The sequence below is a fragment of the Stutzerimonas kirkiae genome, assembly GCF_004327335.1.
Classification (GTDB): Bacteria; Pseudomonadota; Gammaproteobacteria; order Pseudomonadales; family Pseudomonadaceae; genus Stutzerimonas; species Stutzerimonas kirkiae.
The window spans coordinates 1-12,132 of the sequence record NZ_QJUO01000006.1 but is presented as its reverse complement, the minus strand read 5'-3'; the positions used below and the strand labels follow the sequence as shown (position 1 = coordinate 12,132).

At 66.8% G+C, this 12,132-nt stretch carries 10 protein-coding genes; 2 read left to right on the top strand and 8 right to left on the bottom strand.

Annotated features, from left to right (window positions below; all coding sequences use genetic code 11):
* Nucleotides 1–129 precede the first annotated feature (129 nt).
* The 8 genes from DNJ95_RS05280 to DNJ95_RS05245 all read right to left on the bottom strand — a co-directional run bounded on the left by DNJ95_RS05280 (nt 130) and on the right by DNJ95_RS05245 (nt 9,584).
* Complete coding sequence (locus tag DNJ95_RS05280) at nt 130–1,380, bottom strand: SfnB family sulfur acquisition oxidoreductase (RefSeq protein ID WP_131183682.1); 1,251 nt, start codon at nt 1,378–1,380, stop codon at nt 130–132.
* A gap of 80 nt (nt 1,381–1,460) precedes the next feature.
* A complete protein-coding gene (locus DNJ95_RS05275; RefSeq protein WP_131183681.1) occupies nt 1,461–2,447 on the bottom strand; it encodes an ABC transporter permease in 987 nt (328 codons plus the stop codon).
* A 1-nt stretch (nt 2,448) separates the two neighbouring features.
* On the bottom strand, nt 2,449–3,384 hold the full coding sequence (locus DNJ95_RS05270; protein WP_242671894.1) for an ABC transporter permease: 936 nt from the start codon (nt 3,382–3,384) through the stop codon (nt 2,449–2,451).
* A 103-nt stretch (nt 3,385–3,487) separates the two neighbouring features.
* The gene (locus tag DNJ95_RS05265; protein ID WP_131183679.1) at nt 3,488–5,005 is read right to left on the bottom strand and encodes a sugar ABC transporter ATP-binding protein; all 1,518 of its coding nucleotides are present in this window, start codon (nt 5,003–5,005) and stop codon (nt 3,488–3,490) included.
* The gene (locus DNJ95_RS05260) at nt 5,002–6,024 is read right to left on the bottom strand and encodes a sugar ABC transporter substrate-binding protein (protein ID WP_131183678.1); all 1,023 of its coding nucleotides are present in this window, start codon (nt 6,022–6,024) and stop codon (nt 5,002–5,004) included. Before DNJ95_RS05260 ends, DNJ95_RS05265 begins: the two co-directional genes overlap by 4 nt.
* Complete coding sequence (locus tag DNJ95_RS05255; protein WP_131183677.1) at nt 6,021–6,983, bottom strand: sugar ABC transporter substrate-binding protein; 963 nt, start codon at nt 6,981–6,983, stop codon at nt 6,021–6,023. Before DNJ95_RS05255 ends, DNJ95_RS05260 begins: the two co-directional genes overlap by 4 nt.
* An 11-nt stretch (nt 6,984–6,994) precedes the next feature.
* A complete protein-coding gene (locus DNJ95_RS05250; RefSeq protein ID WP_242671895.1) occupies nt 6,995–8,281 on the bottom strand; it encodes an OprD family porin in 1,287 nt (428 codons plus the stop codon).
* A 337-nt stretch (nt 8,282–8,618) separates the two neighbouring features.
* A complete protein-coding gene (locus DNJ95_RS05245; protein ID WP_131183675.1) occupies nt 8,619–9,584 on the bottom strand; it encodes a helix-turn-helix transcriptional regulator in 966 nt (321 codons plus the stop codon).
* A 151-nt stretch (nt 9,585–9,735) separates the two neighbouring features.
* Between DNJ95_RS05245 and DNJ95_RS05240 the strand changes: the two genes are divergently transcribed.
* Both DNJ95_RS05240 and DNJ95_RS05235 read left to right on the top strand, forming a co-directional pair.
* Nucleotides 9,736–11,721, top strand: a complete 1,986-nt coding sequence (locus tag DNJ95_RS05240; RefSeq protein WP_131183674.1) for a TonB-dependent receptor domain-containing protein — start codon at nt 9,736–9,738, stop codon at nt 11,719–11,721.
* Nucleotides 11,721–12,132: enterochelin esterase domain-containing protein (locus tag DNJ95_RS05235; RefSeq protein ID WP_131183673.1), on the top strand; the 412-nt coding region annotated here is incomplete at its 3' end. The genes DNJ95_RS05240 and DNJ95_RS05235, both read left to right, overlap by 1 nt.

Here is a 12,132-nt window from a genome sequence, read left to right as displayed (position 1 = left end):
TTTTGCTGGAAGCGCTCGCAGGGTGCGGCGCGCGCACCTTGGGGGATAGTGCGGCACTTGCCGGTGCGCACGGCGGGCATGCCGTACGCCAAGGCCACCCGAGCGCTGGCCTTGGCGTTTCGGCCCAGCTCAGTTCCAGGCGTTGCGCGGTGGGTTGATGCCGTTCAGGTAGTAGTTGCCGATATGGAAGTACTTCCAGCGCACCGGGTCGTGCAGGGTGTGCACGCGGGCATTGCGCCAGTAGCGGTCGAGGTTGTGCTGCTGCAGGGTGGAGCGGGTGCCGGCCAGTTCGAACAGGCGGTTGGTCGCCTCGATGGCGATCTGCGTGGTCAGCACCTTGGCTTCGGCGGTCACGGTGGTGGCCAGGGCCACGCTGGCTTCGTCGGGGCTGGCCACGGCCGCGTCGATCCTGTGCCCGGCGCGCTCCAGCAGCGCCTCGGCGGCGTGCAGGCGGATCTTCAGGTCGCCGATGGCCTGGATGGTGAAGGGGTCTTCGGCGGCAGTGGCCTTGTCGCTGTCGATCCACGGGCGGCTCTGCTCGCGCACGAAGGCGATGGTTTCGTCGATGGCGCGCCTGGCGATGCCAACGTCGATGGCGGCCTGGATGACCTGGGAGATGGCGCCGGCGGCAGTCTGCTGGTCGAAAGCGGTGACGACGATGGCGCGGCTTTTCGGCACCCGCACGTTGTCCAGTTTCACCGCGCCGGAGGCGGTGGTGCGCTGGCCGAAGCTGGACCAGTTGTTGACCACCGTCAGCCCCGGCGCATCGCGGTCGGCGAACACCAGCACCGCCTGCCCGGCGCCGTTCACCGCGACGATGGGCACGATATGCGCCAGCAAGGCGCCGGTGGTGTAGAACTTCTCGCCGTTGACCACCACCTCGTCGCCATCCTCCACCACCGTGGTGGCGAACTCGGCGACGGTGCGGCTGTGCAGCTCGGAGAAGGCATTGCCGAAGCGATAGCCCTGGAGCACCAGGCCGAACAGTTCGCGCTTCTGCGCATCGCTGCCATCGACGGCGATATGCGACACCAGCGACAGGTGGTTATGGGCGATCTGCGCGATGCTGGAATCGGCGCCGGCAATGATCGAGGTGACCCAGGCGATGGTCGAGTAGGAGGCGCCGAGCCCGCCGTATTCCCTGGGCACATTGAGCCCCCACAGGCCACTTTGCGAATACTGGTCGATCTCGTCGGTGGGCAGGTAGCCTTCGCGATCGCGCTCGGCGGCCTCACGGCTGAAAGCCTCGGCCAGGCGCTGGGCTATCGCCACCGCCTCTTCATCGCTTTCGAGCAGATGGGCCGGCGTGCCGGGGCGCGGCCTGGGGGCGAAGGGCTCCGGCGAATTGACACGTGGCCGGTTGGATTGGGTGCTGGTCATATCGAGTCTCCGTTGGTAGCTAATGAACCCTGCCTCGGCAGGGTGTGAAAATCCGTTTGTCGATCCTCATTCCGCCGCGCCTATGGCAGGCGCCGACCGAGGTAGCTGAAGGCCAGCACCAGCAGGATCAGGGCGCCGGTGGCGACCTGTTGCCAGTAGAAATTCCAGCCGATCAGCAACAGCCCATTGGCGGTGATATTGAGGAACAGCACGCCGACCAGGGTGCCGAGGACATTGGCGCGAGCATGGCGGCTGAGCGTGGTGCCAATGAACACGGCGCCGATGGCATTGAGCAGGAAGGCGTTGCCCGACATGGGCACATAGGCGTTGACCGTGGTGGCGAGCAGGATGCCGGCGAAGGCACAGGCCAGCGCGCAGGCGATGAACACCAGCGCCGCCGTACGGCGCACCGCCAGCCCCGAGTAGCGCGCGACCCGGGGCTGCTCGCCGAGCGCCAGCACCTGCCGGCCGAAGCGGCCCCGGGCCAGCGTCAGCCCGTAGGCCAGTGCCAGCAGCGCCACCAGCAGCAAGGGCAGGGGAATGCCCCACAGACGCTCGCTGGCCAGGCCGGGGCGGACATCGCCAGCGAGGTAGATCGGCTGCCCACCGTCGGACAGCAGTTGCTGCACGCTGGTACCGATGAACAGCGTGCCCAGGGTCGCCAGGAACGGTGAAATGCGCAGGCCGGCGATCAATGCTGCATTGAAAGCGCCAGCCAGGCTGCCCGCCAGCAGCCCGAGGACGATGGCCAGCGGCAGGCCGTAGCCACCATTGAGCAGCACGACGAAGGCCAGTGCGGCGAAATCCAGCGCCGTGCCGACGGAGAGGTCGATACCGCCGGCGGCGATCGCCAGGGTCATGCCGATGGCGACGATGGCCAGCAGCACGAAATTGTTCAGCAGCAAACTGCTCAGGTTGCCGCTGCTGAGAAAGCCCGGCGCAGCCACGGCGAAGAACCCCAGCGTGAGCAGGAACAGCGTCGGCAGCACCAGGCGCAGCCAGCCGGCGCGCTCGCGCGGCAGCCATGCACGTTGGCGTTGCGACGGTTGCACGAGGGTATCGCCCATATCATCGTTCTCCCGGATGCAGCAGGCCGGAGACGGCGACCACCAGCAGGATCAGCAAGCCCTGCACACCGTTGACCCAGAAGCTGGAAATGTTCAGAAGCTGGAAACCGTTCACCAGGAACCCCACCAGCAGGGTCGCCAGCAGGGTGCCGCCGATGCTTGGCCGCAGGCGGCGCGAGAACACCACGCCAAGGAAGGCGATGGCCACCACCGACAGCAACATCTCGCCCGAGCCGGTGGTGCTGCCGCTGAACCAGGCCGAGGAGCAGAAGGCCGCCAGGCTGCCGCACAGGCCGCTGAGCAGGTAGCTGGAAAACACGTACAACGGCACCGGCAGGCCCGCCGCCGTGGCGGCCTCGGGGTACTCGCCCACGGCATACAGACGCAGCCCGTAGGGGCTGTACTGGACCAGCAGCGCCAACAGCAGGGCGCTGCCGAACAGCACCCAGGCCAGCGCCGGCAGCCCCAGCCAGTGGCCGAAGCTGAGCAGTTCCAGCAGCGCCGAATCGGTGGGCAACACGGTGTTTTCCGTCAGCACCAGCTCCAGGCCGGCGATCAGGTTCATGCTCGCCAGGGTCGCCAGCAGCGGCGGCAGGCGCAAGAGCACCACGGCCAGCCCGTTGAGCGCCCCGATGGCCAGCCCGCAGGCCAGCGTCAGGCCGACGCTGGCCTGCGCCGCGAAGCCAGCGTTGTTCAACGTGGCATAGACCGCCGCCGACAGGCCGAGATTGGCCGCCAGCGACAGGTCCAGCCCGCCGGACAGCACATTGGAACCACCGCCGATGATCACGATGGTCAGGCCGAAGGCGAGGATGCCGAGGATCGCCGACTGCGCGAAGACATTGCTGATATTGCCGACGGAGAGAAAGTGTTCCGCGCTCGCGGCGAACCCCAGCAGGATCGCCAGGAACGCCAGCGAGGCGCCATGGCGCAGCAAATCCCGGCCCCAGTGCCGCGAAGCGGACGGGCCGGCATCCTTTCCGCCATCGCCGGTGCGCACGGCGCACCCAGCGGCGCTTCCGGGCGATCGTTCCACAGGGCTAGGCGACATGACCGGCAGCCTCCGCATGGGTGGCCGTGGCCAGCGCCAGCAACTGGTCGCTGTCGAGCTCGGCGGCGGCCCGCTGGGCGATCACCGCGCCACGGTGCATGACGTAGACGCGGTCGCACAGACCGAGCAACTCCGGCAGGTCGGAGGACAACAACAGCACCCCGGCACCCTGCTCCACCAGCTCGTTGATCAGCCGATAGATTTCCACCCTGGCGCCGATGTCGATACCGACGCTCGGCTCGTCCAGCAGGTACAGGGTCGATTGCCGGCTCAGCCACTTGGCCAGCGCCACCTTCTGCTGGTTGCCGCCGCTGAGCTGGCGTACCCGCGCCTGCGGGCCGGGGGTCTTGATCGCCAGCCGCTCGATCAGCCGTTGCGTCTCGCGGCGCTCGCGCCGGGCCGACAACAGCCCCCAGCGGCTGAAGCGCCCCAGGCTGGCCAGGGTGGTGTTTTCCTGTACCGACAGATCCAGCGCCACGCCCTGGCGCCGGCGTTCTTCCGGCAGCAGGGCGCTGCCGCGCCGCACGGCTTGCCGGGCGCTGCGCAGGTGGCGGACGGCGCCGTCCAGGCGAATCTCACCTTGTTGCGCCGGCAGCAGGCCGAACAGGCCCTTGAACAGTTCCTTGGCACCGGACCCGACCAGCCCGGTCAGGCCGACGACCTCTCCGCGCCGGACCCGCAGTTCGATATCGCGGTAGAACGGCGCACGCCCCAGGCCCGTCACTTCGAGCAGCGGGGCACCCGGCACGGCCTGACGCGGCGGGTACATATCGCCCACCTCGCGGTTCACCATCAGCCGGGTGATTTCCCGCAGGGGCGTGGTCGCCGGGTCCACCTCGGCGACATCGCGGCCATTGCGCAGTACCGTCACGCAATCGCACAGGTGTTCGATTTCCTGCAGATAGTGGGAGATATAGATGATCGCCAGGCCCTGCTCGCGCAGGCGCCGGACGATCCGCAACAGTTGCTCGACCTCGCGCTGTACCAGGGCCACGCTGGGCTCGTCGAACACCAGCACCTTCGGCCTGGCGAGCAGCGCGCGGGTGATCTGCACCACTTGCTGCTCGGCGCTGCTCAACTCGCCGACCAGTGCGCCACGCGGTAACCGCAGGTCGAAATGCTCGCTCAGCAGGCGCCGGGCCTCGCGCTCCTGCGCACGACGGTCGACGAAGGGGCCGCGGCGCAACTCATGGCCGAAGAACAGCGCTTCGGCGACCGTGAAGCTGGCCGGCAGCAGGCGCTCCTGGTGGATGAAATGAATGCCCAGGCGTTCGGCCTGGCGCGGCGTGAAGTGGTCGTATTGGCGCCCATCCAGCCACAGGCTGCCGGCATCCGGGCGATGGATACCGGCCAGCACCTTTATCAGCGTCGACTTGCCGGCGCCATTCTCGCCGACCAGGCCGTGCACACTGCCGGGACGCACCCGCAGGTTGGCGCCGTCCAGCGCCAGGGTCGCGCCGAAGCGCTTGCTCACGCCGCGCAGTTCCAGGGCGAGGGCACTGCTCATGCATCCCCCCGGATACGCTTGACCTCATCGACGTTGTCGGCGGTGGTCAGCAGCGTCTCGACGAAGGTTTCCCTGGGCAGGTCGTGCTCGCCGGCCAGGTAGCGGGCGACGTTGTGCACGGCGGTCCGCCCGATCAGCGCCGGCTGCTGCGAAACCACCGCCGCCACCGGCGTACCGGGCTGCTTCAGCAGTTCCAGCACTTCCGGCGTGCCATCGACGCCGTAGGTCTTGACCTCGGTGCGAGCGGCTTCGATCAAGGCCTGGCTGGCGCCCAGTTGCGGCAGGTCCCAGGCCGTCCAGATGGCATCCAGCTCGCCCTTCGGGTACTTGTTGAGCAGCGCCGAGACCTGACCACGGGCATCCTGCACAGTGTTGGGGATCACGTCGCGCAGCTCCGGCTGGATGAACTCGATCTGCGGGTAGTACCTGGTCACCAGCTTCAACTGGTCGTAGCGGATGCCGCAGCTCGGTACGCCGTAGAAGCCGTTGAACACCAGCACCCGGCCCTTGCCCCGCAAGTCGGCCACCAACTTCTTGGCCAGCACCAGCCCGGTGGTCCAGTTGTCCGCCGAAATGGTGTTGATGGCATGCTGCGACGGCACCTCGATGGTGAACAGCGGGATGCCGGCGGCGGCGATGCGCTTGAACCATGGGTCGATGATGCTCAGGGTGCCGAGGGTGTGGATCACCGCGTCGGGCTTCTGCGTCACCAGGTTCTGCAACTGGGTGACCATGGCCTTGTCGTTGCGCCCGGCATCCAGAGTGATCGGCGTGCCGCCGAGGCGCTTGACCTCCTCGACCTGCGCGGCGAAGGCGCGGCTGTCGAAATAGATGCTGGTGCCCACGGTGCTGATGGCGATGCGCTTGCCGGCCAGCGACGGCACATCCTGGTCGCCGCCGCCAGCGGCGCCCGGCGTCGCGGCGCGCGCCAGGGAAGACAGGCCGAGGCCGGCGGCCAGGCCCAGCCCGGCGCCCAGCAGGGTACGACGGCCGATGCCGAAGTCATTGTCGTGGCTCATTGGTCACCTCGCAGTATCTGCACATCGTTCAGGTTGTCTGCCGTGGTCAGCAGCGTGGCCACGTGGGTTTCCCTGGGCAGGTCGTGCTCGCCAGCCAGGTAACGGGCGACGTTGCGCACCGCGGTCCTGCCGATCAGCGCGGGTTGCTGGGCCACCACGGCGCCGACCGGGGAGTCTTCGCGGCGCAGCAGGTCGAGCACTTCCGGCGTGCCATCGACACCGTAGGTCTTGATCTCGCTGCGCCCGGCATCGATCAGCGCCTGGCTGGCGCCGAGCTGGGGAATGTCCCAGGCCGCCCAGATGGCGGCGATCTCGCCCTTGGGATACTTGTTGAGCAGTGCGGCGATCTGCGCACGGGCGTCCTGCACGGTGTTGGGAATCACGTCGCGCAGCTCGGGCTGAAGGATCTTCAGTTGCGGATGATCGGCCAGCACCCTGGTCAGCTCGTCATAACGGATCCGGCACACCGGCACCCCATAGAAGCCGTTGAACACCAGGATATTGCCCTTGCCGCCGCTGTCCTCGACCAGGCGTTCGGCCAGTTGCCGGCCGGCCGCGTGGTTGTCCGAGGTGGTGTTGTTGAGGCTGTGCTGTGACGGTACGTCGATGGTGAACAGCGGGATGCCGGCCGCGCGGATGCGCTTGAGCCAGGGGTCGATCACGCTGAGCGTGCCGAGGGTCTGGATCACCGCGTCGGGTTTCTGCGTCACCAGGGTCTGCAACTGGGTGACCAGGTTCTTGTCGTTGCGCCCGGCATCCAGGGTGATCGGCGTGCCGCCGAGGCGCTTGACCTCGTCGACCTGGGCCTGGAACGCCTTCACGTCGAAGTAATGGCTGGTGCCGGTCATGCTGATGGCGATGCGCTTGCCGGCCAGCGACGGCACTTCCTCGTCCTCGGCCTGGGCGCCGGCGCTGGCCAGCAGCAGGGCGCCCAGCAACAGGGCTGATAGTCGCTTCATCGACCCGGCCCTCACAGCAGGCGCAGGTCGAGCGGGTATTCGACGATCAGGCGCAGTTGGTCGACATCCTGCTCGGCGCTGTGCCTGCTGGTGCGGTGGGTGGCCTGGAACACCTTGAAGGCGAGGTCCTTGGCCGGGCCGTTCTGCAGCGTATAGGTGACCCAGACATTGCGCTCCCAGTGCTTGCCGTCGCTGACCGCGTTGAAATAGGCATAGCCGGCACCGGCCTTGCGCCCGTCGATATTGTCGCCCGACAGGTAGCGGGTGGTGACGCTCAGGCCCGGCACGCCGAGGCCGGCGAAGTCATAGGTGTAGGCGGCCTGCCAGGAGCGCTCGTTGGGGTTGTTGAAGTCGGAAATCTGCGAGGCGTTGTCCAGTTGCAGGTCATAGGTGTTCCACACGTAGTCGAACGGCTGGTCGCCACGGATCTGCGAATAGGCCGCCAGCAGCCGGTGATGGCCGATGTTCACGCCCAGGTGGGTGCTCCAGGAATCGTTGTCGATCGCGCCGAGCAGCGCGCGGCCAGTGTCGCGGGTGCGGTAGTAGTTGAGGCCGGTATCCCAACTGAGCTTCTCGCCCAGTTGCTGCGTGAAGTCGACACGGGCGAAGGACTGGTTCCAGACATTGTCCAGCCGGCTGGTGTGCAGCTTGAACGCCCAGTTGTCGTTCAACTGGTAGCTGCCGCCGAGATAGGCGACATCGTCGGCATCCTTCAGGCGGCCGCCATAGACGGTGCCCAGGTCGCCACGGTGGCTACTGGCGGCGCGGTCGCTGCTGGACTCCAGCTTGCCGGCCTGCAGGGCCAGGCCGTCGAAGGTCGCATCCTTGAGCAGCCAGCCGCGCAGGCTCTGCGGCAACAGGCGGATATCGCTGGCGGCCAGCACCGGGCTGCTGGGGAATACATCGCCATAGTGCAGTTCGGTCTTGTGGATACGCGCCTTCAGCGCACCGCCGAGCTTGCTGAATTCGTCCTGCGGCTTGCCGTCGAAATCACTGCCCTTGCGCGATACCACGCCGGGGACGCCGACACCGTTGCCCACCAGGCCATTGCCGCCGTCGAGCTTGATACCGAGGATGGCATGGGCATCCACACCGAAGCCGACGGTGCCTTGGGTGAAGCCGGAGACGAACTTGCCGACCACGCCATGCGCCCATTCCGCCTGGCGGCTCTGGCGTTCGCCATTATTCGGGTTGACGGCGAAGTCACCGTTGCGGAAATCGTTGCTCCAGTAGAAGTTGCGATTGAGGATATTCAGGCTGCTGTCGGCGAGAAAACCCTCGTCCGCCAGGGTGAGCATGGGAAACAGGCTGGTGGCGACCAGCAGCAAGGCACTCGTGGAATCTTTCATGATGAACCCTTCAGGTTTCGGTGGTTGGCGACGCACTTCGGCGCTGAAGGGCTCTATTCGAGAACTATGCCAACTTATTTTTCCTTATTAATCATATAGATATCTATATCTACAGCTCTCCGGGAAAATGCCTGATAACACAAAGTGCTGGATTGCTGTTCAGCACTGGTCAATATGGAATATGGCAGGCCGTGCCCGTGACCGCTCCCGAGCCTCTTCCACGGAGCTTCGGTCGTAGGGTACGCCACGCGCGCCGGGTTCGCCGCCCAGGTGCGCGCGGCGCACCTTACGGCCTGATCTTCGATGGGCTGATACCGAAGCGCCGCTTGAACGCCGTGGCGAAGTTGGCCGGGTTGCCGAAGCCGGCCACGTCCGCCGCCAGGGCCACCGGCAGGCCGTCTTCGAGCAGGGCGCGGCGTGCCAGTTGCATGCGCCGCTCCTTCATATAGGCGAAGACCGTGGTGCCCTGGGCCTGGCGGAACAGCCGCTGCATGTCGAGCACATTGAAGCCGTTGTGCGCGGCGATACGCTGCAGGCTCAGGCCATCGGCTTCACCACTGTCGAGGAACTGGCGCAGGCGCTCGATGCGCTGCCGCTGGCGGGCCGACAGGCTGAGCGGCCGGGCCAGCGTGCCAGTGATGCGCTCGAGCAGTTCGAAGACGATCGGCAGGCAGCGGCTTTCCAGGTAGAGGTCGAGCAGGCCGGCGTCCAGGCACGGCACCAGGAGCAGTTGGCGGGCCATCTCGAGCGCGCTGGCCGAAGGCGTCCAGGGGCACTCGGACAGGTGCTCGCGGCGAAAGCGCGCCACCCCGCCGGCGCTCTCCCCGCACAGCGCCAGGCGCTCCAGCCATTGCTCGGACAGCGTCAGGCAAACCTTGGCCTCGTGCCGCTGGCGGCTCCAGGCACGCCTGAAGCGATCTTCCTCGGCCAGCCCGAGCAGCACCGCCGGGGCCTTGCGGCTGTCCAGCAGGTAGTCGTTGCGGCCATAGCCGAGGCGGGTCTGGCCCTCCAGCAGGAAGGTCGCCTTGATGCCCGGCTGCAACAGGTTGTGGCTGCCCATGTCCTGCAGGTCGCGCACCCGCGCCAGGTGGATGATCAGGCCGCTGGCCAGGGCGTGGGTACGCAACTCACCCTGCAGCACCGCCTCGTCCTGCGCCAGTTCCCGATCGAAGCTGGGCGGGCCACCCAGGCGCTCGGCCTTGCGCCGGTACATATCGGCGACGGTAATCAGGTTGGAAGACAACGGCAGCATCGGCGGGCACCAGGAAGGCGATTTCAGGCAAAGATTTTTCCATGCTGGCGCAAAGGCCTGCAAATAAAATGAGGATTATTATTATTTGAGACAGTTTCCCTAACGCGCTCCAGACGCGCCCCTACGCTAGACACAAGGCCGAGCATCCATCATGTCGTATCCCCATGCCCCTTCCTTCCTGCTGCGCAGCGGCATCCTTGGCTGCCTGCTGTGCGGCACCTCACTGGCCCAGGCACAGGAAAGCCTCGAACTCGGCTCGACCGTGGTCACCGCCAGCGCGGCCGAGCAGACCCTGCGCGAAGCGCCGGCCAGCATCACCGTGATCGACGCCGAGGAGATCGCCCGGCGGCCGGTTCTCGACCTGGCCGACCTGCTGGGCCGGGTCGAAGGCGTCACCCTGAGCCGCTCCGGCAACACCGTCCCCGGCGTCCAGCTGCGCGGCTTCGGCCAGGCCTACACGCTGATCCTGATCGACGGCCGCCGGGTCAACTCGACCTCCAACGCCTTCCGTGGCAACGACTACGACACAGGCTGGATCGCTCCCGAGCTGATCGAACGGATCGAAGTGGTGCGCGGGCCGATGTCCTCGCTGTACGGCTCGGACGCCATCGGCGGCGTGATCAATATCATCACCAAAAAGGCTTCGCCGACCTGGCGCGGCAATTTCAGCGCCACCACCATCACCCAGCAGGACCGTGACGCGGGCGATGCCTGGAAGACCAGCGCATCGCTCAGCGGGCCGCTGGTGCCGGAACGCCTGCTGCTCAAACTGTCCGCCGCCGCCGACCGCCGGCAGGCCGACCACGAGGTCAACGGCAGCGGCCAGGACGGCCTCCCGGCCAACCGCAACAACTCGACCAATGGCGAGCTGACCTGGTTCGTCGATGAAGCGAACGAACTGTCATTGAATGTCGACAGCTCGCGCCGCAACCATTATGACTTCGTCCTGCGCCGCGAAGCCTACGCCCTGACCCACAAGGGCGAGTACGGCTTCGGCAGCAGCGAGTTCAGCCTGCAGGCCGACGAGACACTCAACCTGGACGGCTCCATCAGTGGCGAGAACAACCCCAACGAGGCCAATACCTACATTGCCCAGGGCCGCCTGGCGCTGCCGCTGTGGCAGACCAACCTGCGCCTGGGCGGCGAATGGAAGCGCGAGGAGCTGGACGACGCCACCAACCTGGCGGGCCTGCCCGGCAGCAGCACCTACGGCCAGGACCCGAGCACCTCGGTGGACACCTCGGCGCTGTTCGTCGACTACGACCTGCCGCTGCTGCCGGACCTGCGCCTGACCCTCGGCAACCGCTACGACCGCCACGAGAACTTCGGCGGGCACAACAGCCCGCGGGCCTACCTGGTCTGGCAGCATGGCGAACACCTGACCATCAAGAGCGGCTGGGCCAAGGCCTTCCGCGCCCCGACCCTGCTGCAGAACAGCCCCAACTGGGGTTCGGCCTCCTGTGGCAGCCAGACCGACGGCTGCTACATCATCGGCTCGCAGGACCTGGAGCCGGAAACCAGCAAGAGCAAGGAAATCTCCTTGCTGCTGGAATACCCTGGCTGGGGCGGCTCGCTGACCGTCTACCGCAACGACCTGCGCAACATGATCGATATCCAGAGCCGTACCCGTGATGTCAGCCTGGCGCCGAGCTACGGCAACTTCATCGGCTTCCTCAATGACGGCCGGCCGGTGTTCGCCTACCAGAACCTCGACAAGGTCCGTACCCAGGGCGCCGAGCTGAGCCTGCACAAGGACTTCGGCAGCGACTGGCGGACGCGCCTGAACTACAGCTACCTGGATGCCAGGAACCTAAGCGACAGTTCCCCTACGCCGATGATCTACCGCCCGCGCCACAGCGCCAACCTGAGTATCGACTGGGATGCCAGCGACCGCCTGGAAGTCAGCACCAGCGCCCGCTACACCGGCACCCAGTTGACCAGCGTGACCGCCCGCAGCCAGGTCCGCAAGGAGGCCTATACCCTGTTCGACCTGGGCCTGCGCTATCGCCTGAGCGATGACGTGACCCTCGGCACCGGCCTGCTGAACGCCTTCGACAGAAAAGTGGATCGCGATGTCACCGCCGACTTCAACGAGGAGCGCCGCCGCATCTACGCTTCTCTGTCGGTCAGTTTCTGATGCGACCAGGCTGGCTCGGGCTGCTGCTCTGTACGCTGGCCGGTAGCGTCCGTGCGGAGCTCGCGCCGCCCCTGCAACAGTTGCGCGAAGACGCTTCGCCACAGGCGCTGGAACGCTTCTTCACGCAACGGCAGTTTCCCCTGCGCCAGCGCCTGGAGAATGGCGACTGGCGCATCACCTTCGTCTGGCGCGCCGCGCCGGGAGAAGGCGATACGCGCCTGCTGTGGCCCGCGCAGGGCATCAATACCCGGCGCTTCGAGGAACTCGGCGTGGCCGACATCCGCTACCTGAGCCTGGAAGTGCCGGCCGGGCTGCGCGCCAGCTACCGCTTCGCCAGCGACCTGCCAGCGTTCAATGGGCAACCCCGGGAGCGTATCCGCCAGTTGATGCATGCGCAGGCCCGCCCCGACC